This window comes from Pseudomonas sp. nanlin1, from assembly GCF_045571515.1.
Lineage (GTDB): Bacteria > Pseudomonadota > Gammaproteobacteria > Pseudomonadales > Pseudomonadaceae > Aquipseudomonas.
The window spans coordinates 3,461,069-3,485,241 of record NZ_CP124218.1; the positions used below are offsets into that span (position 1 = coordinate 3,461,069).

Annotated in this window: 25 protein-coding genes, 1 tRNA gene and 1 pseudogene; 10 read left to right on the plus strand and 17 right to left on the minus strand. The window is 57.4% G+C overall.

Annotated elements, in window-relative coordinates; genetic code table 11:
* Window positions 1-22 precede the first annotated feature (22 nt).
* The 5 genes from QCL65_RS16005 to QCL65_RS16025 all read right to left on the minus strand — a co-directional run bounded on the left by QCL65_RS16005 (window position 23) and on the right by QCL65_RS16025 (window position 4,873).
* A complete protein-coding gene (locus tag QCL65_RS16005) occupies window positions 23-1,564 on the minus strand; it encodes a UxaA family hydrolase (protein WP_407310323.1) in 1,542 nt (513 codons plus the stop codon).
* 98 nt (window positions 1,565-1,662) lie between these two features.
* Complete coding sequence (locus QCL65_RS16010) at window positions 1,663-2,358, minus strand: hypothetical protein (protein WP_407310325.1); 696 nt, start codon at window positions 2,356-2,358, stop codon at window positions 1,663-1,665.
* 20 nt (window positions 2,359-2,378) lie between these two features.
* The gene (locus QCL65_RS16015; protein WP_407310327.1) at window positions 2,379-3,272 is read right to left on the minus strand and encodes a fumarylacetoacetate hydrolase family protein; all 894 of its coding nucleotides are present in this window, start codon (window positions 3,270-3,272) and stop codon (window positions 2,379-2,381) included.
* A 3-nt stretch (window positions 3,273-3,275) separates the two neighbouring features.
* The gene (locus QCL65_RS16020; protein ID WP_407310329.1) at window positions 3,276-4,073 is read right to left on the minus strand and encodes a 2-keto-4-pentenoate hydratase; all 798 of its coding nucleotides are present in this window, start codon (window positions 4,071-4,073) and stop codon (window positions 3,276-3,278) included.
* Window positions 4,073-4,873, minus strand: coding sequence for an IclR family transcriptional regulator (locus tag QCL65_RS16025; RefSeq protein WP_407310331.1), 801 nt, complete (start codon window positions 4,871-4,873; stop codon window positions 4,073-4,075). Before QCL65_RS16025 ends, QCL65_RS16020 begins: the two co-directional genes overlap by 1 nt.
* A 243-nt stretch (window positions 4,874-5,116) precedes the next feature.
* Between QCL65_RS16025 and QCL65_RS16030 the strand changes: the two genes are divergently transcribed.
* The 4 genes from QCL65_RS16030 (at window position 5,117) to QCL65_RS16045 (ending at window position 9,592) form a co-directional block, all read left to right on the plus strand.
* Complete coding sequence (locus QCL65_RS16030; RefSeq protein WP_407310333.1) at window positions 5,117-6,544, plus strand: MFS transporter; 1,428 nt, start codon at window positions 5,117-5,119, stop codon at window positions 6,542-6,544.
* A 74-nt stretch (window positions 6,545-6,618) separates the two neighbouring features.
* Entirely contained in the window at window positions 6,619-7,443 is an 825-nt protein-coding gene (locus tag QCL65_RS16035) for a shikimate dehydrogenase family protein (RefSeq protein ID WP_407310335.1), read from the plus strand.
* 272 nt (window positions 7,444-7,715) lie between these two features.
* Complete coding sequence (locus QCL65_RS16040; protein WP_407310337.1) at window positions 7,716-8,717, plus strand: Gfo/Idh/MocA family oxidoreductase; 1,002 nt, start codon at window positions 7,716-7,718, stop codon at window positions 8,715-8,717.
* A gap of 74 nt (window positions 8,718-8,791) precedes the next feature.
* Window positions 8,792-9,592: an IclR family transcriptional regulator gene (locus QCL65_RS16045; protein WP_407310339.1), complete on the plus strand. Its 801-nt coding sequence runs from the start codon at window positions 8,792-8,794 to the stop codon at window positions 9,590-9,592.
* Between the two features lie 119 nt (window positions 9,593-9,711).
* Here the strand turns inward: QCL65_RS16045 and QCL65_RS16050 are convergent, their stop codons facing one another.
* A complete protein-coding gene (locus tag QCL65_RS16050) occupies window positions 9,712-10,521 on the minus strand; it encodes a sugar phosphate isomerase/epimerase family protein (RefSeq protein WP_407310341.1) in 810 nt (269 codons plus the stop codon).
* 274 nt (window positions 10,522-10,795) lie between these two features.
* Here QCL65_RS16050 and QCL65_RS16055 point away from each other — a divergent pair, with 274 nt between their 5' ends.
* Window positions 10,796-11,587, plus strand: coding sequence for an SDR family NAD(P)-dependent oxidoreductase (locus QCL65_RS16055; RefSeq protein WP_407310343.1), 792 nt, complete (start codon window positions 10,796-10,798; stop codon window positions 11,585-11,587).
* A gap of 1,198 nt (window positions 11,588-12,785) precedes the next feature.
* Window positions 12,786-13,046 (plus strand): hypothetical protein, encoded by a 261-nt coding sequence (locus tag QCL65_RS16060; protein ID WP_407310344.1) that lies wholly within the window; start codon window positions 12,786-12,788, stop codon window positions 13,044-13,046.
* 587 nt (window positions 13,047-13,633) lie between these two features.
* Here QCL65_RS16060 and arsH read toward each other — a convergent pair.
* The 5 genes and pseudogenes from arsH to QCL65_RS16085 form a co-directional block, all read right to left on the minus strand.
* Entirely contained in the window at window positions 13,634-14,326 is a 693-nt protein-coding gene (gene arsH / locus QCL65_RS16065) for an arsenical resistance protein ArsH (protein ID WP_407316881.1), read from the minus strand.
* 38 nt (window positions 14,327-14,364) lie between these two features.
* Complete coding sequence (locus QCL65_RS16070; protein ID WP_407310346.1) at window positions 14,365-14,838, minus strand: arsenate reductase ArsC; 474 nt, start codon at window positions 14,836-14,838, stop codon at window positions 14,365-14,367.
* 8 nt (window positions 14,839-14,846) lie between these two features.
* The gene (locus QCL65_RS16075) at window positions 14,847-16,136 is read right to left on the minus strand and encodes an arsenic transporter (protein WP_407310348.1); all 1,290 of its coding nucleotides are present in this window, start codon (window positions 16,134-16,136) and stop codon (window positions 14,847-14,849) included.
* Window positions 16,137-16,156: 20 nt separating this feature from the next.
* Complete coding sequence (locus QCL65_RS16080; RefSeq protein ID WP_407310350.1) at window positions 16,157-16,507, minus strand: metalloregulator ArsR/SmtB family transcription factor; 351 nt, start codon at window positions 16,505-16,507, stop codon at window positions 16,157-16,159.
* Between the two features lie 103 nt (window positions 16,508-16,610).
* Window positions 16,611-16,784, minus strand: a pseudogene (locus QCL65_RS16085) (CrcB family protein); the annotation flags it as partial.
* 35 nt (window positions 16,785-16,819) lie between these two features.
* On the opposite strand from QCL65_RS16085, the gene QCL65_RS16090 reads away from it, so the two are divergent.
* The 4 genes from QCL65_RS16090 (at window position 16,820) to QCL65_RS16105 (ending at window position 19,331) form a co-directional block, all read left to right on the plus strand.
* Window positions 16,820-16,972 (plus strand): hypothetical protein, encoded by a 153-nt coding sequence (locus QCL65_RS16090; protein ID WP_407310352.1) that lies wholly within the window; start codon window positions 16,820-16,822, stop codon window positions 16,970-16,972.
* A 283-nt stretch (window positions 16,973-17,255) separates the two neighbouring features.
* On the plus strand, window positions 17,256-17,843 hold the full coding sequence (locus QCL65_RS16095) for a hypothetical protein (RefSeq protein ID WP_407310354.1): 588 nt from the start codon (window positions 17,256-17,258) through the stop codon (window positions 17,841-17,843).
* Window positions 17,844-17,880: 37 nt separating this feature from the next.
* A complete protein-coding gene (locus QCL65_RS16100) occupies window positions 17,881-18,282 on the plus strand; it encodes a helix-turn-helix transcriptional regulator (protein WP_407310356.1) in 402 nt (133 codons plus the stop codon).
* Entirely contained in the window at window positions 18,168-19,331 is a 1,164-nt protein-coding gene (locus QCL65_RS16105; protein ID WP_407316883.1) for a tyrosine-type recombinase/integrase, read from the plus strand. Before QCL65_RS16100 ends, QCL65_RS16105 begins: the two co-directional genes overlap by 115 nt.
* Window positions 19,332-19,408: 77 nt before the next feature.
* Here QCL65_RS16105 and QCL65_RS16110 read toward each other — a convergent pair.
* The 6 genes from QCL65_RS16110 to rplT all read right to left on the minus strand — a co-directional run bounded on the left by QCL65_RS16110 (window position 19,409) and on the right by rplT (window position 24,152).
* Window positions 19,409-19,485 (minus strand) — tRNA-Pro (locus tag QCL65_RS16110).
* A 133-nt stretch (window positions 19,486-19,618) separates the two neighbouring features.
* Entirely contained in the window at window positions 19,619-19,975 is a 357-nt protein-coding gene (locus QCL65_RS16115; protein ID WP_407310358.1) for a MerR family transcriptional regulator, read from the minus strand.
* Window positions 19,956-20,258 (minus strand): integration host factor subunit alpha, encoded by a 303-nt coding sequence (gene ihfA / locus QCL65_RS16120; RefSeq protein ID WP_002553164.1) that lies wholly within the window; start codon window positions 20,256-20,258, stop codon window positions 19,956-19,958. Before ihfA ends, QCL65_RS16115 begins: the two co-directional genes overlap by 20 nt.
* Window positions 20,259-20,261: 3 nt before the next feature.
* Window positions 20,262-22,640 (minus strand): phenylalanine--tRNA ligase subunit beta, encoded by a 2,379-nt coding sequence (pheT, locus tag QCL65_RS16125; RefSeq protein WP_407310392.1) that lies wholly within the window; start codon window positions 22,638-22,640, stop codon window positions 20,262-20,264.
* A 27-nt stretch (window positions 22,641-22,667) separates the two neighbouring features.
* Window positions 22,668-23,684 carry a phenylalanine--tRNA ligase subunit alpha gene (pheS, locus tag QCL65_RS16130; protein WP_407310394.1) on the minus strand — a complete coding sequence of 339 codons (1,017 nt, stop codon included), beginning with the start codon at window positions 23,682-23,684 and terminating at the stop codon, window positions 22,668-22,670.
* A 111-nt stretch (window positions 23,685-23,795) separates the two neighbouring features.
* Window positions 23,796-24,152 (minus strand): 50S ribosomal protein L20, encoded by a 357-nt coding sequence (gene rplT / locus QCL65_RS16135; RefSeq protein ID WP_407310396.1) that lies wholly within the window; start codon window positions 24,150-24,152, stop codon window positions 23,796-23,798.
* Window positions 24,153-24,173: the final 21 nt, after the last annotated feature.

A 24,173-nucleotide genomic window follows, 5' to 3' on the forward strand; every position in this document is an offset into this window, starting at 1 on the left:
ATAATTTGCAATGGGCCATCAGTCAGGTCACGGCGCCGATCTGCCAGGGCACGAACTCATTCTGCCCATAGCCGTGCTGTTCACTTTTACTGCGCGCTCCGGAGGCGATGCGTAGCATCTGTTGGAAAATGTACGCACCGCGCTCTTCAATGCTGGTCGAGCCATCGGCGATGCCGCCGCAGTTGACGTCCATGTCTTCTTCTTGGTGCTCGAATACCCGATTGTTGGTGGCCAGCTTGATTGAAGGCGCCGGGGCACAGCCATAGGCCGAGCCGCGACCGGTGGTGAAGGCAATCAGGTTGGCGCCGCCCGCCACCTGGCCGGTGGCCGAGACCGGGTCGTAGCCTGGGGTATCCATGAACACCAGGCCGTGGGCGCGGACGGCTTGTGCGTACAGGTAGACATCGACCAGGTTGCTGGAGCCGGCCTTGGCCACCGCACCCAGCGACTTTTCCAGGATGGTGGTGAGGCCGCCAGCCTTGTTGCCGGCCGAGGGGTTGTTGTTCAGCTCAGCGTTCATGCGCTGGCAGTAGTCTTCCCACCAGTGGATACGAGCCACCAGCTTTTCGCCGACCTCACGGCTCACCGCGCGACGCGTCAGCAGGTGCTCGGCACCATAGATTTCAGGGGTTTCCGAAAGAATTGCGGTGCCCCCCGCCGCCACGAGGCGGTCGACGGCATTGCCCAGTGCCGGGTTCGCGGTAATTCCCGAGTAACCATCGGAACCGCCGCACTGCAGGCCGACGATCAGGTGGCGCGCACTGACCGGCTCGCGCTCGACCTGATTGGCCTGGGCCAGTAGCGTCTTGACCTGCTCGATACCTAACGCGATGGTCTTCGAAGTGCCACCTGTGCCTTGAATGGTGAACACGCGCAGTTGTCCACCGGCCTTGAGGCCCTGGGTCTCGAGCAGGCTTTCGATCTGGTTGGTTTCACACCCCAGACCAATGATCAGCACAGCAGCGAAATTAGGGTGTACCGCATACCCGCCCAAGGTGCGGCGCAATAGGCCCAACGCCTCGCCGGAGGGATCGACCGCGCAGCCAGCCCCATGGGTCAACGCCACCACCCCATCGATGTTTGGATAGTCGGCCAGCGCGTCGGGATGAATATCGCGACGAAAGTAGTCGGCCACGGCACGGGCCACGGTCGCCGAACAATTCACCGAGGTGAGAATGCCAATATAGTTGCGCGTGGCAACCCGCCCGTCAGCCCGTACGATGCCCTGAAACACCGCCTCGCTACTGGGCATGCTGCGGACATCGACGCCAAAAGCGTAGTCGCGGGCAAAGTCCCCCATCTGAACATTGTGGACATGCACATGGTCGCCAGCGTCAATGGCCTGTGAAGCAAACCCGATGATCTGCCCGTAGCGGCGCAAGGGCTCGCCCTGCTCCACCCGTTCTGTAGCGACTTTATGGCCCGAGGGGATCGGCTGGCGCACGGTGATCGCCTCGGCATCCAGGCGCAGGCCTTGCTGCAGGGGCTGGCGGGCGATGAGCACGTTGTCCAGCGGATTGAGACGAATAACGGCAGGGGCGCCGGTTTTGGCAATCAGTTGCATAGGACCTCTCAGGGCAACGCGGCTCAATTATTGTTATTAAGTGGCCTGGCCAGTGACGGCGAGGCTAGACCTTGAGCGTGACTGCAGGTCAGCACTTATCAACCCGCGCTAGCAGATGTCTTGCAGCGGGTGTATTCCAGTTGATAAAGCGTGGTGCTGAGCGACTGCGCTGGGGTGTCCAGCAGCGTGCCAAGCTCGGCGACCAAGCGCTCTCGTACATGGGTGACATAATCGGCGGCGCAGCCTTCGATCATGATGACCCAGGACGGAATTTCAGTGCCTTCTGATCGGGCTTTTTTCTCGGCAGTTTCGACTTTGCTGACAGCATGATCGGCGGTGCCGAAGTGCACACCCGTGATGCCCTGTGCATCCACTAATGGCGGCAAAACTTGATCGCGCAACGCTTGCAGCACTTGCTCGGAGCGTTCGCCGGCGACATCGAAGCGTAGGGTCACCAGGTAAGCGCCATGACCCACGCCGGCGCTGTAATGGACATCGCAGATCGACCTGGCGACATTCCGGTAAGACTGTACGACCTTCTGCGTCCAGGTTGTCGGGGCGTTGAGGCGAGCCAGATAGTCTTCGCCCCCCAGCACCTGCACCGAGTCGGCCTCGTACAGGTTGAAATAGACTGGCCCTGCATCCAGCGCTATGTATCGGCGCCCACGCTGGAAACCGGGGATACCCAGGCGTTCGGGCATGTGCTCACGGTTATGCCACTCATAAAATTCGTCCCGTGCTTCAGGGACAACATCATGCCAAATTGCAACCACACCCGTTCCTGCAAAACTCATAGGTTTATCTCCAGTCGGCATCAATCAACGTTTGGGTAACGACCAGCAGCCCAGGCTGCGCCCATCTGCGCAACATAGGGCACAACCGTTTGAGACTGCTCGCCCAGCCCCGAGCCGCCGACGCGCATGACGTCCCCAGCTTTGAGGAACACATGTGGTTTCTGGCCAAAGCCGACTCCCGGCGGCGTTCCGGTGATGATGACGTCACCCGGCAGCAGCGGCATGAAACGGCTCAGGTACGAAACAATGTGCGCCACGCTGAAAATCATGGTGCGGGTGTTACCGTTCTGGAAACGCTTGCCGTTCACTTCGAGCCAGAGATCGAGATTCTGCGGATCGGCAATTTCATCGCGGGTCACCAACCAAGGGCCCAGCGGCGCAAAGGACAAGCCGCTCTTGCCCTTGGTCCACTGACCTTCATATTCAAGTTGGTAAGCCCTTTCGGAAACATCGTTGGCCAAGCAGTAACCGGCAATGTGATCCAGAGCCTCGCTCTCCTCGATGTGCCAGGCCGGTGAACCGATCACGATGGCCAACTCGACTTCCCAGTCAAGTTTTTTCGCATCGACTGGCAGGATCACAGGGTCGTTGGCACCACTGATGGAGCCAGTGTGTTTGTTGAACACGACGGGCTGACTCGGTATCGGCGTATTGGTTTCTGCAGCGTGGTCAGAATAGTTGAGGCCGATACAGATCAGGTTCGGTACGTTGCCTACACACGGCCCCAGACGCGTTTCAGGCGGCAACAGTGGTAGGCGTTCAATATCGATAGTGCGCAACTTCTCGAGGCTGGACGGTGACAGCGCCGCCGCGTCTATATCATCGACGATGCCAGAGAGATCCCGGATCCCTCCTTGCGCATCCAAAATCCCAGGCAGTTCTTGTCCTGGCAGACCGAAACGAACCAAACGCATAGGTTACTCCTCAAGAGTTGAGAAAAAGACAGGTAGAGACCCTGCCTCGCCGAACTGAATATCCAGCGGCTGTTGAGTGGGGACTTGCAGAACACCTGCATAAGAGCCGGTGATCACGACTTGACCTGCTTGCAGATCGATTCCACGTGCAGAAAGAAAATTCGCCAGCCAGACAATGGGCGACACGGGATCATGGTCCGGATGAGCCCCGGCAATCCTTAAAGGCTCGACACCGGGATGGCTCAGCGTCACATCGAGACTAACGGGCAGATTGCTCGAGCTCAGCGAAATTGCCTGGGGCCCTAGCACAAGGCCATGGTTGAATAGCCCGTCAGCCAATAGTTGCTCGAAGGTAACCTTGTGAGGATCGGTGTAGCGACAGTCGATCACTTCGAGAGCAAGACGTACCTCACTGATCGAACGTAGGATGTCTTCAGCCGTGTAAGGCGCCGAGCGCGCAGGCAGGTCAGCCCCTAGAACGCATGCAAGCTCAGGTTCGATTCGAACGGTGGCGGTCGTAACGTTCAGCGGGTACTGGTGGGAGCGCACGATGTCATCAGCGTAGATCGGTGCGACTATCCATTTGCCAGGCTTGGGCAGCGCACATTTCCAGCCACCGACTTGCTTGCCAGCCAGCACACCGACCTGTTGCTGTATCTGGAAGCCTTGTTCAAGGTTCAACAATCCATCGTCACATGGCAGAGCGTCTAGCCGACTGTTTGTTTGCCGCGCCCGCACTAGCTCGGCGGCCGCATGCGCGATGGATGCTTCAGGCATATCAGCGACTGCGCTCTGATCCATCACTGTCGCCCCTGCACGCTGGCTTGGCGAGGCCACACCGTGCCGAGTTTGTTCGCCGCATCCTCCAGCAGGGCGTGCAATTGGGCGTAACGGTCGGGGTGCATACGCATGACCGGCCCGGCAATGCTCATGGTCCCGACTACGGAGCCTGACGAAATCAATTTCACCGGCACCGCAATCGCCCAGACACCGGCCTCGGCCTCTTCCACCACCAGTCCGTAGCCGCGCTCCCTAGTCGCCGCTAGTTCAGGCAGCAAGCGTTCGATGCTATTGATAGCGCGCGGGCCTTTTGCGCCGCCCTGCTCTTTACCCAGGCCGTTGCGTATGGCGATCTCGACAGCTTGCTCATCAGGCATCGAGGCAAGCCAGACCTTGCCGTTGGCAGTGGTATGGAGATTGATCGGCTGATCCATGGCTGGCGAATACATTAACCCGGGTGCAGCGCCCTGAGCCGAAGCAAGCCATGACAGCCCGTTCTCGGATACGACAGTCAGGCGTACCAGCTCTTGGGAGACGGAAGCTACATGTTCAATGATGGGCTGAACCAGTTCAGGCAAGCCGATGCCATTCAGATAGCGTTGCCCCAAGAGCGCCAGCTTGAGGGTCAAACGGTACTGGGATGTGGCTTCATCCTGCTCCGCCCACCCTTGCTCTACCAACTGGGCAAGCACACGGTGGGCCGGCCCTTTTTCCATGCCCAGCTCAATTGCGATATCAGACATGCGCATCCAGCGGGCTTCTCGGGCAAGTAGCTCGATGGCTTCCAGGCAGCGGTCGACAGCACCTTTAACGACTCTCATGGGATTTTTCTCGACTGGTAATCAGCAGCAGCATAGCTTCGGTTACGCCGTTCTATTTGGAACACAGTTACAATAGTAAGCACTCTGTGATCTGCAAGTCAACGCAGCAGGAAGCAAATTACGGTCATACCGCGCGTCATACATTGACGCCAGGCATCACCCAGCCCCCTTGACAACAGCTCAACACCGGGAACACCATTACAACTGGAACGTCGTTACAATAATAAAATCCGGAGAAACTTCATGAGCCATAGCAATCAGGCCGATCCAAATTCCAAACGTCAGTCAAGGAAGGCCGCCGCGAGCGGCTGGATCGGCTCGGCGTTGGAGTACTACGACTTCTTCATCTACGCCACCGCAGCGGCCTTGCTGTTTCCGCAACTGTTTTTCCCGACAGACAATCCGACGGTGGGGATCATTGTTTCGCTGGCGAGCTTCGGCGTCGGTTACATCGCGCGGCCCATCGGTGCTGTGGTGTTAGGGCACCTGGGAGATCGCCATGGACGCAAGACCGTACTGGTCTACTGCATGTTCTTGATGGGCTTTTCAACCGTGTGCATCGGGCTGCTTCCCACCTACCAGCAAATCGGTGTGTGGGCCCCTGCACTGTTGATTATTTTGCGTCTGATTCAGGGGTTCGCTGTCGCTGGAGAGGTATCGTGCGCCAGCTCTATGACCCTGGAACACGCGCCTGATGGGCATCGGGGGTATTTCGCAAGCTTCACGCTGCAAGGCGTGCAAGCCGGGCAGCTTCTAGCCGCTGCGGTGTTCCTGCCCCTCGCGCAGTTCATGCCAGCCGATCAATTTGCTGCATGGGGCTGGCGGATTCCATTTCTGCTCAGTGCCCTGGTATTGGTCGCCGGGTGGATCATCCGTCGTGAAGTTCATGAAGCCCCAGTGTTCACCGAGGCGCAGACCCATACCGAACCGCGCAAACTACCTCTGGTTGAAGTGGTCACGCAGAGCTGGCGAGATGTGCTACGGGTCATTGGCATGGCGCTCTCTGCGGTCCTCGCCATCGTCGCCTCTGTATTCGGAGCAACCTACGCAGTCCAGCCTGCCTACGGCATTGGCTTTCCTTCTGGTGTATTCATGTGGATACCGGTGTTAGGCAATTTATGCGCGGTTATCCTTATCCCCTTCGTAGGCAGGCTCTCTGACAGAATTGGCCGCCGGCCCCCGGTGATTGTCGGCGTGCTGTGTGGTGGACTTTTGTCATTCGCGTATCTCTATGCAATCAGCATTCACAATCTGTGGCTTTCGTTAATTCTCTCGCTCCTTATGTGGGGTGTGGCTTATCAGGGTTTCAACGGTGTATTCCCCAGCCTGTTCCCGGAGCTGTTCCGTACACGCGTACGGGTTACCGGCATGGCAATTGGTCAAAATATCGGTGTGGCCTGCACGGCATTTCTACCAGCCCTTTTCGTATCGATTGCGCCTCCCGGAACTGAGAATATCCCGCTGAAAATCGGGGCATTGACGTTTGCTATCTGCGCCATCTCTGCGATTGCCGCTCTTACTACCCGCGAGACATACCGCATTCGCCTGAAGGATCTCGGCGATCCTGATGCAGTGCCGATGTCGGAAGAGGAATACACACGAGTACAGAAACAGTTCACGTCCAAGCCGCTAGTCGATGCTGCCCATCCAGCAGCAGCGACACGCTCCTGACAAACAGTTCTGAACCGCGCTGTTCAGACTCCCTGACCAGCGCCTATTCACCGGCAACGCCACAGTAGGTTGACATGCATCCACGGATCACCGGCAGCACTCGTATATATGGGTTGATTGGCACCCCCCTCAAGAGTGCCAAGTCTCCAATGCTGCTGAACACGTTGTTTACCGACGCACAGGTTGACGCCGTCTGCATTCCACTGGAGGTCGGTTCAGCAAACCTGGCTGAGTTTGTCAGAGGCATGCGATTTGTAAGCAACCTTGCCGGGCTTTTGATCACCATGCCGCACAAGCAGAGCATGCTTGACGTGGTGGACGATCTTCATTCGACTACGCAGCAGATTGGCGCAATCAATGTCGTTCGTTGCCACCCCAACGGGCGCTGGGAGGGTGCCGTATTTGACGGGTTGGGTTGCGTGCTGGGCATGCAGCGCCAGGGCGTTTCCCTGCTCGGAAAATCCGTTTTGCTTGTCGGTGCTGGCGGCTCAGGAAGCGCCATCGCGTTCGCCGTCGCCGCTGCTGGCGCGCGAGTGCTGACCCTCTCAGACTTGGACCCGCACCGCTCCCTGGACCTTGCGCAACGTGTCGCAAAACAGGGAGGGTGCGCGGTGCATGCAGGCTCAGCGGACCCTAAGGGCCATGACATAGTGATCAACGCCACCCCGCTCGGCATGAGCTCTGATGACCCGATGCCGATAGACGCAGAGCGGCTGACCTCAACTACGGTGGTGGTCGATATCATCACCAGATCCGAGCCAACCGCCTTGCTGCTCAAAGCGCAATCCCACGGCTGCCAAACCTTGGATGGTCAACCTATGCACGTAGGCCAAGCTCTGTTGACACTGAGCTTTCTTGGTTTCGAAGATATCGCGCTGCGCTACCCGAGCGGATTGTGAGGCTCGCGTATCTCTTACTTCAATCGAAGTGGTCAATGATGTGCACTCCCCTGGCATGTACACATCTTGCCGCACCTGTTGAAACTGCACCGTCGCTTAACTACCAAACTCAGCCTTGTCCGCAAAACGTAACTCACTTCCGTTCGTAACCAGCTCGTGCTAGCCTTCTGTGCAACCTCCAATCGTGGCTGTCGCACTATTTTTTCTGGACTTGACCCGCAATACCGAGGGCATCGGCGAGCTAATCAAACACTCTTGTCTATAAGGAATGAATGTTGAAAGTCGTTCTTCTGGAAGTTAGCCATTGGCACACCCCACTCTACCTCGACGCCCTTGAGCGTTTGCCAGATGTGACCGTCTCGGCGGTATCTGACGCCACCGGCTCGCGCGGTCCAGCCCTCGCTCAACGCTTCAGAGCACAGCCATACGACCACTGGAAAAACCTGTTGGCTAACGAAGAGGCTGATTTTGCATTCGCTTTCGGTCCGCACGATGAGCTGCATGCAATGGGCAAAGCCTTGATCGAACGCAACATTCCGTTCGCGATGGAAAAGCCCTGCGGGCTCACTCAGGACGAAGTGCTGGATCTGTACCAACGCGCTGAAGCCGCAGATCTGTTCGTGGCGGTACCGTTGGTTTGGAGACACAGTGAATTATTGGACCGCCTCAAACAAGCAGCGCTTGAGAGCAGTGCAAAGTGGCGGACCCAGTCGTTTCGATTCAACGCTGGGCCGCCTGAACGCTACCTAACCAATAGTTGCTCATGGATGCTTAACCCATTACGTTCTGGAGGCGGTTGCACGATCAACCTCGCCGTCCATTTCATCGACCTGGTTCAGGAAATTTCTGCAGAGCGCATACGCAGCGTGTCGGCCGTGATGTATCGCGACCCGCAGCTAACAGCGGTAGAAATCGGCTCAATGATGACCCTGGTAACCGAAAGTGGCTGCATTTGCACCATTGAAACCGGCTACAACTACCCGGCCAATACGCCCGAACAACGGGAATATTCATTCTCAATGTCAACTGATCAGTTTTATGCGCGCTCGACACCGGATGGCATGCGCTTGGTGGATGCGACCGGGCAGGCAAGCGACCTGCACATGAGCCTGAACTCGGACGTGTATTACGGCAATTTCGTAACCGATGTCCTTGCGCCTGGCCGCAAAACTGCCTATACAGGCGCCGGACTTGCGACGATGCATAGCGTCATGGGTATTATCGAGGCTGCCTATGAGTCAGATCGCCTTGGCGGTATCCCCATCACACTTTAGGTTCTGTACTTAAAGTGCCTGCACGTCGATCATGCTGCGCCTGGCCATAGCCAGCAACAAAGAGGATTGGAAATTTGTCCCACATTGGCCGCTACTTCAACACCCTGGAACTGCTGCTCTCCCATCCAGGCGGTCTCGCGCTGTCCGAAATCAGCGAACAGACCCAAGTCGCCATGGCCACGGCTCACCGCATCCTAAGCGCGCTTCGAGAACGAGGCTATGTCTACCAGGACGAACAGGATCACTACCGCTTAACGCTCAAGATCCCCAGCATGGGTGTGAACTACATCAGTGAAACGGGTTTCGCCCGGATCATGCAACCGTTGCTGGACGATCTGGCCAGCGAAACCGGCGAGCATGTCCGCCTGGCGGAGGTTGCAGAAGATCATCTGACCTGGGTCCTGCAGGCCACGAAAAATACCAGAGGCCTGCAGTACCGCCGCGCCCTGGATGAGAAAATCATTCCCCACACCACCGCAGCGGGCAAAGCATGGCTCGCCACCATGCGTGACGAGCGCGCGATGCGAATTCTAGCCGCCTGGGACATAGAGAACACCCGGGACTACGCAGGGCCCAATGCGCGCATTTCGATTCGCGACATTTTTGACGATATCGCCCATATTCGCCAAGAGGGACACGCGATCGTTCGTGAAGAAGGTGAAGTCGGCGTGTGCGTGGTGGCGGTCGCTGTATTCGACACCTCAAGGCCAGACAGCTCCGCCCCGGTGGCTACTCTGAGCATCGCCGGCCCTATCGCTCGCTTGCGAGAGGAAACCCTGGGCGCGCATATCGAAAGCTTGAAACGCTCGGCCATCAAGGTTGGTGAGCGTTGGGCGCTATGGAGTTCGGTCAGTGGGAGTGACTCGCTGTCTTAGTAGTAGCGCCGCGCAAGAAGATAGTTTCTGGTAACCGCACCTGGGGCCTGATCAGGCCCCCGGATTATTGGAACAATATGGCCGCAGGCCTCAACGACAGCCGAGCGAGCGAAAGGCAATTACGGAATTTTCCAGCCCTTGCTACGCAGATCCTGCACGCCTTTGTTCAGCTCATATAAAGCGTTTTCTTCGCGGATGATTTCCAGTACGCAGTTTTCAATGCCGCAGGTCGCGTGAACGGCCTCGCCCAACGCGATGAAGTCCACAACGCCCGTGCCGACCGGATCATGCCCCCACACATCCACACCGGTGTCGGACACATGCACAAAGTCGATGGCAGCCTGGTAACTCAGCAGACTCGCAACAGGGTCTTCACCAATGTAAGCGGCATTGGCGATGTCATAGACCACCTTGACCACATCATCATTAAGCGTGCCCACAACCTGCGCCAACTCCCCCATAGTGGGGGTGAAGCAATACGGCGTATTTTCCAGCAGCAAGCGCACGCCAGCCTGTTTTGCCAGCGGAATCAGGACTGCCAGGCTCTCGTACATCCACTCGTAGGTCTTTTCAAGCGGCGGGGAAATCATAGGTCGCCGGGTGCCCGGTGATATCACCACTTCCTGAGTCTCCCAGGCTACGGCCAGGTCAATCACCGCCTTGATGTGCTCGATGCTCTTGTCACGCATATTGGCCGCGGGGCTGGCTAGATTGACGTCATAGCCACCGGCGTTGAGCGACCTGATCTTTGCGCCGTATCCATGAAGTCGCGCAGCGACCGCAGAGCGTTCTGCCGTCGAGATTTCCACCGGCCAGCAATGTGGCGAGCTGACGGGAACCTCGAACACCCGGTGTCCATGCTCGGCCAGTTGTGCAATTGCATCGATTGCCGTGGATGACCACAGGTAGGAGAACGTGCTGATGATCATATCGAAACATCCTTTCAGTTGAGTATTCGCTGGAGTGAAACGGGCCATTCGTATTATGGGTTTTGTACCTGGACCACTATCGCTGGCGGGAAGACGCGACCATGAATCGATAGATCCGGATAGCAATAACCACTGCCCTGGCAAGGCTACCCGGTAACGAAAAAAACGATATCGGAATCGAATTCCATTGTCAATTTGATTGCAAAGTGAACCCTATTTTCGTATTTTAAAAATCTCTTTTACCCCGATGTATAACTATAAAAAGGAGTGTCCAATGAGAGCTTTGGTCAGTGGCGGCAGTAGCGGTATCGGTGCAGCGGCATGCCTGAGAATCGCCGAGGCGGCCCTCGCCCGCGGCTCGCAGCCGAAGATTGCGGTTTGCGGGCACACACCCACCACTACGCAAGAAGAAGTCGTCGAATCCATCAAGGCCATGGGCGGTATCGCCATCGCGTTGTGCGGAGATCTTGGCAATCCTGAGGTACCCAGCCAAATGATGGCGGCGGCAGTGGCGGAGTTCGGCGGGCTCGACGCGCTGGTGGCGAATGCGGGCATCGCCAGCCCTGGCGCAATTTGTGATTTATCCATCGAGGACTGGGACGACATGTTCGCGGTCAATCTTCGCGGCGCTTGGCTGCTCGCCAAAGCCAGCTACCCTTACCTACGGGAGAGCCGGGGCGCGGCGTGCTTTACCTCGTCGATGTCTGGGCAAATTCCGCATGCCGGCTCAGGGGCTTACAGCCCCACCAAGGCCGCCTTGACCATGCTGGCCCAAACGCTCGCGCTGGAGTGGGCTCCGGACGGGATCCGTGTCAACGTGGTGTCTCCAGGAATGACTCACACACCGATGTCGGAAAAAATGTATGCCGACCCGCAGATCAAGAAAGCACGTGAAGCAATCATTCCGCTAGCGAGAATCGGCGAGCCCGTGGATATCGCCAACGTGATCGAGTTTCTCGTGAGCCCCTTATCCGGATACGTCACGGGTCAGGATATCTGCGTCGATGGCGGCTTCTCCAAATCGATACTGAGCCACATCCCGGGCCGGCCGAGCTCCAAATCCTGAGCACAATTGCTTTGATAGAAGGCTCAGCGCCCGGGTAGGTTCGATTAATCGGGCTTTAGCCGATAGCGTCGTCCAAGCATGTAGCATGGGCGTAGAACCCGCTCAGGCAGGAACCGGCGCTTGGGCATCGAGCAAGCGCTGGGTCTTGAGTTCCTCCCATGAAGGAAGTGTTGTCGCGGTGGCGGACGCGCTTTTCGAAATGGAGATGGACTGACGTGAACGGTGAGCATCGTTCGGGCTGCCCACGCACACCTAGCGATGAGTGAGTGCAGAAGGTGGTTGAACAGGTTTTTAGGGGCGAATCTGAAGATGCCAGGAAAGAGATGATGCCAATTACCAGCAAGATCATGCAGACGTAGCTTGGTCTAAGGTCGGAGCGGACTTCGCTATCAGCTGGATTGCGGGATAGTTTTGCGCAAGTTTTGCGCAGGCACAAAAAAGCCACTTTCAAGAAGTGGCTTAAGTGTCTGATTTTACTCAGGAATAAATGGTCGGGACGGAGTGATTCGAACACTCGACCCCTTGCAGCCCATGCAGCACCCACAAAGCGCGTAACCCATTGATATTGAAAGGTTAAGTGCTTAAACTAACGTGCAAAACATAGCCTTATTCGTCGTTTCGCAAACCTTACAAATCAATGACTTAGCGGCGGGTTTTGATTGAGGTTTTCCCATGACTGAAGCCCTAGGCGCGCTGGAACCTAAATCATGCTTATGGACATAACGTCTTTTTAAATCAATCGGTTATGGCGCCCGCAACCCGTCACACCGTCCCAAGAATACCGCCCATGTCACAGCGTGACAGAGCGTGCGACACAATCTCGTCACATGGGCCATAGCGCCCTCCCCGGCGTCCTGCCGATCCGCAAAAATTCCAAAATGATCTACCATTCCATGATGCCCATCATGGAGATGCACATGAACAAGGAAGCGTGGCTAGACCGCTGGGAAATCACCGGCAGCTATATGCAGTGCCGTGTCTGCAAAGCTAGGCAACATATGAACAGCGGCGCGTCCCCTTTCCTGCACCTGGAAGGCTGCACGGCAGTCACTAGATTTTCGGAGCTTCCGTGGAGGGACTATTCCTCGCTCCTACGTCTCACCCTTTCGAGCGAAGAAGCAAGCCACCCATCGGCAAATTCTTGAGCATGATATCGCGCATCAATTACTGTTCATCCATACAGTATTGGTGCGCAGCTATGTTGATAGACGACGAAGACTTCTCCCTGGGCATTCCCACCCTTGAGCAAATGCTCAAGCAGCAAGCCGTCCTCCTTGACAACGAATGCCATCAGCTCATGAGTGAGCTTGGTCACGCCCGGTGCAGCATCGCCCAACTGGTGCTGATGAACGACGAGCTCAGTGCGGAGTGCGCCAAGCTGAAGGCTGCTTTCAAGGAAAGGTGCTGGCAGCTACCAGGCCAGGCACACCTACGCCTCGATGATGCTTTCTGCGGGTGAGCAGCCAAGGTGAGTTGCTAATCAGATGGGTCATAATGCCTGGACAATTATCGCCTGTGTCTCCCGCAGATGGATGTCTTTAGCCGACCAGTACACAGGCAGCACCTCGCTAGCGGGGGCCCACCTCTTTCATCACCTAAATGATTGTCAGTTGGCCGCCCGTTTTTCCAGAGCGACCTTGCCGGCAACTTGCTGAAGTTCTGCAATCCGATCCTCCCCCGGTTAACCGCTAGACGGCTGGTCGCTAGGGGCCGCAGTCGGGCAGAAGCGAACGCTTAACCAACGTCCTTATTGACCGATAGCTGCCGTTCAGCACTCACCCGTATAATTGCGTAAACCGTACCCGGCTAGCTTAACCTGGAAAAAGTGGCCATCCCGCTCTGCGACCATATACGGGTATTTGAGCAAGGTTGATTCGATGCGGTGCGCCATCGCTTCGACCGTGGGCGGTTCCAGCTCTAAGGAGATGACGGTGTCCTCTACCACCGCGGGTAGATAGCCCGGATGACAGCTGCATCCTAAGCGGCCGCTGTTCTCACCCTGTTGTTCATGCTCATCTGAAGCCTCCTGTGCCTGAAACAACTTGCCTAAATGAGTCGCTGATTCACGCGCTTGGAAAGCGCCTCGGCGCTCTCCTTGCGTTCTGAGTAGCGGTCTACCAGATAGTCCTCCCGGCCGCGGATCAGCAGCGTAAATTTCATCAACTCTTCCATAACGTCTACCACGCGATCGTAGTAGCTCGAAGGCTTCATGCGGCCGGCCTCATCGAACTCCAAGAACACCTTAGGCACGGAGGATTGGTTGGGGATCGTGACCATGCGCATCCAGCGGCCCAGTACGCGGAGCTGGTTGACCGTGTTGAACGACTGCGAGCCGCCGCAGACCTGCATCACGGCCAGGGTCTTACCCTGCGAAGGACGCACCGCACCAAGTGCCAGCGGAATCCAATCGATCTGCGCTTTGAACACCGCCGACATTGAGCCGTGGCGCTCGGGAGAGCACCACACTTGGCCCTCTGACCACATCACAAGGTTTCGCAGCTCTTGCACCTTGGGATGCTCCACCGGTGCGTCATCGGGCAACGGCAGGCCGGATGGATCGAAAATAGCTGTCTCGGCCCCCATGAGTTCCAGGATGCGTGCCGCTTCCTGGATCAACAACCGGCTAAACGACCGCTCGCGGGTCGATCCGTATAGCAAAAGGATGCGTGGCTTGTGCAAGGGCGGGTCGCCCTGGGCGAGTTTGTCCAGGCCCGGTAAATCAAACAGCGTAAAATCCAGGCTGGGAATATTTCCTTTTTCCGCATCGGTGAAGTCACTCACGGCAGTTCCCCTATCTGGTCGAGAGCATGCTTAAGCTCTGCCGCGCTAAGCGCCTCAAAATCAAGCGTAAAGAAAGCCGCAAATCGCCGGCGGATGAGCGCAACCGTCGCGTCGAAAGCCACCTGGATTTCTTCATCGCTGCCTTCTACGTCTGACGGATCAGACAACCCCCAATGGCTCTTGATGGCAGGCCCGAAATACACCGGGCACGGCTCGCCGCCGGCTTTATCGCAGACGGTAATCACGATGTCGGGCGGGTTGTCCTGGAAACTCTCCGACCCCTTGCTGTAGAGCTTCGAGGTATCCACCCCCAGGCCTTGCAGAGTGCTCACAGCGTGCGGATTCAAGCGTCCGCTGGGGAAGCTGCCTGAGCTGACGGCGGTCATCCCTTCGGGGGCTACGTGGTTGAACAAACCTTCAGAGAGCACACTGCGGCAGCTGTTGGCGGTACACATGAAAAGAATGTTCATCATTGGTCCTACGCGTGAAAGCTCAGCCGCAGGGCCAACGCGGCCAAGGTAGCGAGCAGGATGGGAAGGGTCAGGATGCTGCCGACTTTGAAGTAGTAGCCCCAGGTGATGCGGATGTCCTTCTGTGCCAGCACGTGGAGCCAGAGCAAGGTAGCCAGGCTGCCAATAGGGGTGATCTTTGGCCCCAGGTCACAGCCGATAATGTTGGCATAGACCATGGCTTGGTGAACGATGCCTGTGGCAGTGCTGTCCTGGATGGAGAGAGCCCCGATCAGCACGGTGGGCATGTTGTTCATGACGGAAGACAGCAGCGCGGCCGCCAATCCAGTCCCCAAGGTCGCGGCCCACAAACCCTGCTCCGCCAGTATGTTTAGCAAGGCGGTAAACGCTTCCGTCAGGCCAGCATTACGCAGTCCATACACGACCAGGTACATCCCTAGGGAAAAAACAACCACCTGCCAAGGTGCATGCTTGATCACACGCTTGGTGGAGATGACGTGCCCCCTGCCGGCAATGACCAGCAGTATCAGCGCACACGAGGCTGCAACTGCGCTAATGGGAATACCCAGGGGCTCCAGCGCGAACAGGCCAACCAACAGCAAGGCCAGTACCCACCAGCCGGCAACGAAGGTTGCATGGTCACGAATAGCGCGCTTGGGTTCATCCAACTGCTCCGGCACGTACTGTACGGGAATGTCCTTTTTATAGAACAGCCAGAGCATCAGCAGCGTCGCCGCCACGCTCACCAGGCTCACTGGCCACATAACCGAGGCGTATTCCCCGAAACCTAAGTCGAAGAAATCAGCCGATACGATGTTGACCAGGTTGGACACTACCAGGGGTAGGCTCGCAGTGTCTGCGATGAAACCTGCGGCCATGACGAAGGCAAGGGTAGAAGCAGGGGTAAAGCGCAGGGCGTTCAGCATAGCAATGACGATAGGGGTCAGGATCAACGCGGCGCCGTCATTGGCAAATAAGGCCGAAACGGCAGCGCCGAGGAGAATCATCAGGGCAAACAACCTGCCTCCGCTTCCTTCACCCCAGCGAGCCACATGGAGTGCAGCCCATTTGAAAAATCCGGCTTCATCCAGTAGCAAGCTGATGAGGATGACGGCGATAAAGGTAGCTGTGGCATTCCAGACAATGTGCCATACGGTAGGTACGTCACTCAGACTGACTACCCCCGTCAGGAGAGCCAGCACGGCACCTGCCGCTGCACTCCAACCTACCCCCAAACCCTTGGGCTGCCAGATCACCAGCACTAACGTGAACACGAATATTGCAGCAGCAGTAAGCATCTCAAAAGCCTCGGATTAGGTCAGCAGCAAGCAGCCTGGCGGACCGGACGGCCTTCCATTGAGGAGAGTCGACCCGTGTCCTGGGCAATCAAGGCTTGGTTGGCTTTGAGGGTGACCTGAAGCACTTCCAGCACCCACGCCGGCAATTGCGGGTGAAGCCTGTAATAGATCCACTGGCCCTGCCGGCGATCCTCAAGCAGCCCGCAAGTCCGCAACTGGGCCAGGTGGCGGGAAACCTTCGGCTGGCTGTCTTCGAGTGCCCAGATCAATTCGCACACGCATAGCTCGCCCTGCTCGGCCAGCATCAGCATGATGCGAGTTCGTGTCTCGTCGCCCAGGCATTTGAAAAGAGTCACAGTAGAAAAGCTCATAGCGCACAGCCCATCTGTATATACGGATATTCGAATATACACACGACGCTGCTGTTTTCCTACTGTTAGGTGCAGATCGCGAGCTGACCGGACCCTCCGACCTCTACACCATACGATTCACCACTCCGTATCCCAGAAAGGTCATCAGCAATGATCCAATGAGATGAGCGCTAACTGTCGCTGCCGCCCATCCCAGCTTTCCTTGCTGAAGCATGAAGACGACTTCTGCCGAAAACGTAGAAAAGGTGGTGAGGCCTCCGCAAAAACCCGTTGTAAGCTGGGCGACACCGTGCAGGTGCCCAAGGAGCTGATATGACCGACCGCGAACGCTTCGAACAGGCCTACGCCGAATATACGAATCACCCGGTCGAATTCATCGTCCTATGCCGGCTTGGCGCCAGCTACTCGGTCCCGAAGGTTTCTGCAGCCTGGCACTGGTGGCGGAGCGGGCAGGAGGCGGCATGAAGGTCGTCTCCGATGCAGGTACGGGCCTGCTCAATATACGGGCTCAGAAGTTCGGTGCCCCCGGCGAAATTTACCGATGCCCATCGCACTCTGCTGACGATTGCGGGATGTGTGGCGGTACCGGATTTCCAAACGTATGCGACAGCACTCGCTGCCATGAATACGGCTGCCAAGGCGGATGCAGCCGATCCGAGGAAGATTTCCTGATCCAACGATCCCGCTCAAAGCTCTAACCCCTTCCCTTCTATTGAGCCTGCCGGCGACCGGCGGGCGAGGATTCGCTATGCGCAATGAAAAAGTCGTGATGTTCAATTCCCCAGAGGCAGCGAGCTTTCAAACCGTCAGCGGCTGGGTCGACTCAAAAGGGCGGTTCTGGGGTCAGGACGAAGATCAGGCCCGCTACTGTGGGTCGACGCACCGGCACTGCAAAAACAATCCAGCACACCCGATCCATGAAACGAACGGGTACTGCAAAGTCTGCAGAGAAGAGCGCATGGAAGAGCGCTTTTTGAAAATGGAAGTTAAAGACTGGGCGGACGAGCCGCTGGTTATATACGACGGCGACACATACTTCTTTGACGCGGACTCTCTCCGGGATTACCTGGTTGAATGCGAAGAAGATCCTGAAAACATTCGACTTTGCATATGCGAGCCGAATATGCCCCGCGAAATAGACCCATCGGATTACTTCCTCGACGACCTGCCAGAAGACGGCGAACTGAATGATGATCAACTGATCGCTGCTTTCGATCTGGTTAACGAGATGATCCGCCAGTCCGGGCCTTTGTCTTGGTCTCAAGGTCAGCATGTTGCGCGCCTTCCCACAGAGTTTATCGCAGAAATCAAAGCTAAGCGGGCTACCGCCGAATAACCCCTTCTGCCGCCATAGAGCGGCACGGAGCATACCCATGGCAAACGCTACAGCGGCGCAGGCATCCTTCCTGCCGCGCTTCATCCGTGCCCGCGACGCTGCCAATTATTTGGGCATGTGTCGGGCCGAGTTCGAGAAGACCGTACGGCCGCACGTGCGGGAGTTCCCAATCGGCGAGCGAGGTGTCGGCTTTGACCGGCTCGACCTGGACGAGTGGGCAACCGCATACGTCGAGGCAAAGGCGATTGATAAAACCGGCGCTTCAGGGCAACAATCAACCCGCAGCGAGCGCCAAGCTGGAGAAACAGAATGGCGCGAAAAACGATCACAGGCCTCTCTCAGAGGAAAGGCCTTTGGCATATTGACAAAAAAATCAACGGAGAACGACTTTACGAGAGCACTGGCACTAGTGACCGGGCGGAAGCCGAACGTTACCTGATTCATCGTCTGGAGCAGATCCGGCAGCAGAAGGTGTACGGGGTGCGCCAGGTGCGCACTTTCCGCGACGCCGCCACGCGATACTTGCTTGAGCATAAGGATCAGCCGTCGATTCATCTGACGGCCCTATGCCTACAGCAGCTGGACCCTTACATCGGCGCCATGCCACTGACCCACATTGACGACCAGGCCCTTGAGCAGTTCATCAAGGATCGCAAGGCCGGCCATGTTGAGCCGGACGGCAAGATAAAGAAAGGGGTCAGCAATCGCACGATCAACATAGCGCTGGAGCGAGCTATTCGGGTTCTGTCGATGTGTGCCAGGAAATGGCGGGATGATGAACGGCGGCCATGGCTGGACAGCGTGCCGATGATCGCGAAGCTCGAAGAGAAGCGGTCGAGCCGAAAGCCCTACCCCATGTCGTGGGATGAGCAGTCGATTCTATTCGGAGAGTTGCCCGACCACCTGCACAAAATGGCCCTGTTCAAGGTGAACACCGGCTGTCGAGAGCAGGAGGTCTGCAAGCTGAGGTGGGATTGGGAGATCAGCGTGCCGGAGCTAGGCACGAGTGTGTTTCTGATACCCGCCGACTTCGGCGGCCGGCACGCACGGTCGGGTGTGAAGAATGGGGACGAGCGATTAGTTGTGCTGAACAGCGTGGCAAAATCGATTGTGGAACGGCAGCGCGGCATTAGCCGGGAATGGGTATTCCCTTACAACGACAGCGCGATGCACAGGATGAATGACTCGGCCTGGAAAAAAGCACGGGTGAGAGCGGCGAAACTCTGGCAGGAGAAAAACCTTCGCCCCGCTCACCCTGGATACGCTTCGATCAGGATCCACGATCTAAAACATTCGTTCGGTCGTCGCCTTCGCGCAGCGGGTGTAACCGAAGAGGACCGTAAGGCTCTATTGGGCCACAAGAACGGCAGCATCACCAGTCACTACTCAGGCGCAGAGCTAGGGCATTTGATTGAGGCTGCAAACAAGGTATCGGCAACCGACTCGCGCGGGCCGGTGCTGACCATATTGACTCGGAGGCAGGCATGAAAAAGAGAAGTCACGCAAAAGTCACGCGCATGAAAAAGGCCACCCCTTGCGGAAATGGCCTAAGTCATTGAAATAAATGGTCGGGACGGAGTGATTCGAACACTCGACCCCTTGCACCCCATGCAAGTGCGCTACCGGGCTGCGCTACGCCCCGACCGAGCGTAACTCTACTGCTGCAACACAGCTAATGCCGTATTACGGTCTTGCGATGTTACCGTTCCAAACCTCTTGGAACGGCGAGAAATATACCTTAAGCATTTGAATTTTGGAAGTATTCTCTCCAAAATTTATTTCTTAAGGACCCCCAGCACATCTTCCAGCTCAGAGATCATTTGGCGAATCAGCTGTTTGTACTGGGTGGTGTCGTCCTTGGCCTCGTCGCCAGAGAGGCGCAGCCGCGCCCCGCCGATGGTGAAGCCTTGGTCGTACAGCAGCGCGCGGATCTGGCGAATCATCAACACGTCCTGGCGTTGATAATACCGGCGATTGCCGCGGCGCTTGACCGGGTTGAGCTGTGGAAACTCCTGCTCCCAATAGCGCAATACGTGGGGTTTAACCGCGCAAAGCTCGCTGACTTCACCAATGGTGAAGTAGCGTTTGCCAGGGATCGGCGGAAGCTCGTCGTTATGACTTGGTTCCAGCATAGGCCTCAACTCGGGCTTTCAACTTCTGCCCTGGACGAAAGGTGACCACACGGCGAGCCGTGATTGGGATTTCTTCACCCGTTTTAGGGTTGCGGCCGGGCCGCTGGCGTTTGTCCCGTAGGTCAAAATTGCCGAAACCCGACAATTTGACCTGCTCGTTGTCTTCAAGAGCGTGCCTGATTTCTTCGAAAAACAGTTCCACCAACTCTTTGGCTTCACGTTTATTCAGGCCCAGCTCTTCGTAGAGACGTTCCGCCATTTCAGCTTTCGTCAGAGCCCCCATACGCTACTTCCTTAACGTGGCATTCAACCTTTGTTCGAGCGAGGTGAGGATTTGCTGCGTCGTGGCGTTCACCTCATCGTCGTTAAGAGTGCGCGATGGATGCTGCCAGGTCAAGCCGACTGCAAGGCTTTTTCTATGCGGATCAATACCTTTACCCTGGTAGACGTCAAATAGCCTGAGGTCTGTCAGCCATTGCCCTGCATTTTCACGAATTACCTGTAGGACGGCGCTAGAAGCGACATCACGATCGGCCACTAAAGCCAGGTCACGGCGCACTTCTGGGAAACGCGAGAGCTCCTCGAATTTCGGCAGGCGGCCTTCGGCAACTTCGGCCAGCAATAGCTCGAACACGAATACCGGGCGATCAAGGCCCAGGGTTTTGACCAGTTCCGGATGCAATGCACCCAGGTAGCCGACCTCCCGGCCATCGCGTTCGATCCGGGCGGTTTGGCCCGGATGCAGTGCTGGATGTTGACCTGGCACGAAGCTAAAGGCACCCAATGCGCCGGCGAAACCTAGAATTGCCTCGACATCGGCTTTGACGTCGAAGAAATCTACCCCGTCGCGGCCCTGCGCCCAGCCTTCAGGCAAGCGGCCACCGCAGACTACGCCAGCGAACATGGGTTCTTGCTTCAGACCCTGCAATTGGCCGACGAAGCGCAGGCCGCTTTCAAACAGGCGGACGCGGTCTTGTTGGCGGTTGAGGTTGTGCTGCAGCGCTTTGACCAAGCCAGGCCACAATGACGTGCGCATAGCCGCCATGTCGTTGGAAATCGGGTTGGCCAACAACAGGGGCTCTACGCCTGGGTTGAAGAGCTCGAACCACTTAGGGTCGATAAAGCTATAGGTGATCGCTTCCTGATAACCACGGGCCACCAACAGGCGACGCAGCTCCGGCAGGTCGCTGCGCGCTTCGGCCTTGGCCTGCGGGGCCAAACGCGCTTGCGGGTAGCGTACGGGTAGGCGGTTGTAGCCGTACAGGCGAGCCAACTCTTCAATCAGGTCAACTTCCAGGCTGATATCGAAGCGATGGCTAGGGATTTCTACTTGCCACTGCCCTGCCCCGTCGGCGCTGACCTTTAGGCCCAGACCAACCAGGTAGCCTTCAATCTCGTCGGCGTTCATTTCCAGGCCAAGCATTTGGCTGACCCGCGCCGCACGCAAGGTTACCGGGGCGACATTGGGCAGATGTTGTTCGCTGACGCTTTCGGTAATAGGGCCAGGCTCGCCGCCGGTGATTTCCAGCAGCAGGCCGGTGGCGCGCTCCATGGCTTCGCGGGCGAGCTGCCAGTCGACGCCGCGCTCATAGCGGTGTGAGGCGTCGGTGTGCAGGCCGTAGGAGCGAGCCTTGCCGGCCACAGCGATCTGGTCGAAGAAGGCGCTTTCGAGAAAGATATTCTGGGTCTTGGCGCTGACGCCGCTGTGTTCGCCGCCCATTACGCCAGCGATGGCCAAGGCCCGGGTGTGGTCGGCGATGATCAAGGTGTCGCTGCGCAAGGCCAATTCCTGACCGTCGAGCAAGACGATCTTCTCGCCCTCCTCGGCCATGCGTACGCGAATGCCGCCGTTGATCTCGGCCAGGTCGAACGCGTGCAGGGGTTGGCCCAGCTCGATCATGACGTAGTTGGTGATATCGACGATTGCATCGATGCTGCGGATATCACTGCGACGCAGGCGCTCGACCATCCACAAAGGGGTGGGCTTGGACAGGTCGACGTTGCGGATCACCCGCCCGAGGTAGCGCGGGCACGCAGCTGGGGCGAGCACTTCGACCGGGCGTACTTCGTCGTTGACGGCGGTAACGCTGGCCACGGGTGGGCGCGCGACCGGCGCGGCATAAAGCGCGCCGACTTCCCGAGCCAAGCCTGCCAGGGATAGGCAGTCGCCGCGGTTAGGGGTTAGGTCGACCTCGATGCTGGCGTCGTCCAAGCCCAGGTAGACGCGAAAATCCTCGCCCACGGGGGCATCGGCCGGCAGTTCCATCAGCCCGTCGTTGCCCTCACCCACTTGCAGCTCGGACTGAGAGCAGAGCATGCCGTTGGACTCGACACCCCTTAGTTTGGCTTTTTTGATCTTGAAATCGCCGGGCAGCTCGGCGCCCAGCGTGGCGAAAGGAATCTTCAGGCCGGGGCGCACGTTGGGCGCGCCGCACACGACCTGAAACGTTTCGCTGCCGTTGCTGACCTGGCAAACCCGCAGCTTGTCGGCGTCGGGGTGCTGCTCGGTGCTCAGCACTTCGCCGACGATGACGCCACTGAAGGCGCCTGCCGCGGGGGTGACGCTGTCCACTTCCAAACCGGCCATGGACAGACGAGCCACCAGCTCATCGCGGCTTACCTGCGGGCTTACCCAACCACGCAGCCATTGTTCACTGAATTTCATCCTGCTCTCCTGAAAGGTTCGTTACGACTAGCGAAATTGCGCGAGAAAGCGCAAATCGTTGTCGAAGAACAGGCGCAAATCATTGACGCCGTAACGCAGCATGGCCAGACGCTCGGCGCCCATGCCGAACGCAAACCCCTGGAACTCCTCGGGGTCGATCCCGGACAGGCGCAACACGTTCGGATGCACCATGCCGCAACCCATCACTTCCAGCCAGCCAGTCTGCTTGCACACCCGGCAACCTTTGCCGCTGCACATGACACACTGGATATCGACTTCAGCCGAGGGTTCGGTGAACGGAAAGAAGGAAGGCCGAAACCGTACAGCCAGTTCCTTTTCGAAAAACACCCGCAGGAATTCTTCGATGGTGCCTTTGAGGTCCGCGAAATTGATGTCGCGGTCGATCAGTAGCCCCTCGACCTGATGAAACATAGGCGAGTGGGTGATATCCGAGTCGCAACGGTAAACCCGGCCTGGGCAAACGATGCGGATAGGCGGCTTTTGCGACTCCATGGTCCGCGCCTGCACCGGAGAGGTGTGGGTGCGCAGCAGCATGTTGGCATTGAAATAGAAGGTGTCGTGCATCGCCCGCGCCGGGTGGTGGCCGGGGATATTGAGTGCTTCGAAGTTATGGTAGTCGTCTTCGACCTCAGGGCCTTCGGCAATGCCGTAGCCTATGTGGGTGAAGAATTGCTCGATGCGCTCCAGTGTTCGCGTCACCGGGTGCAGACCGCCTGAGACTTGGCCGCGGCCAGGCAAGGTGACGTCGATCTGCTCAGCAGCCAGCTTGGCACTCAGTTCGGCTTCTTCGAACGCCGCCTTGCGTGCGTTAAGGACCTCTGTAACACGCTCCTTGGCCTCGTTGATCAGCGCACCGACTTTCGGCCGTTCATCAGCAGGCAGGTTGCCCAAGGTCTTCATCACCTGGGTCAGCTCACCTTTTTTACCAAGGAATTGAACCCGGATTTGCTCCAGGGCATTGATGTCTTCAGCACGTTGCACGGCTTCCAAAGCTTGGGAGACCAGCGCATCCAGGTTTTCCATGTACAGACTCCAGATACGAAATAGGGGAAGAGCTTTAGAAGGCTCTTCCCCTATTTATGACGTTCAACACCCCAGGCCACCAGCGGCGACCAAGGGTGATTGTCGGGGTACTTAGGCCAGCGAGGCTTTAGCTTTCTCGACAATCGCAGCAAACGCCGCTTTTTCGTTCACTGCCAGATCGGCCAGAACCTTGCGGTCGATTTCGATGGAAGCTTTTTTCAGGCCGGCGATGAAACGGCTGTAGGACAGACCGTTGTTGCGAGCACCAGCGTTGATACGAGCGATCCACAGAGCGCGGAACTGACGTTTTTTCTGACGACGGTCACGGTAGGCGTATTGGCCTGCTTTGATAACCGCTTGCTTGGCAACACGGAATACGCGTGAACGCGCGCCGTAGTAGCCTTTAGCAAGTTTCAGAATTTTTTTGTGACGCTTACGGGCAATGACGCCACGCTTTACACGAGCCATGAGTTAGTCCTCTATCTTTGA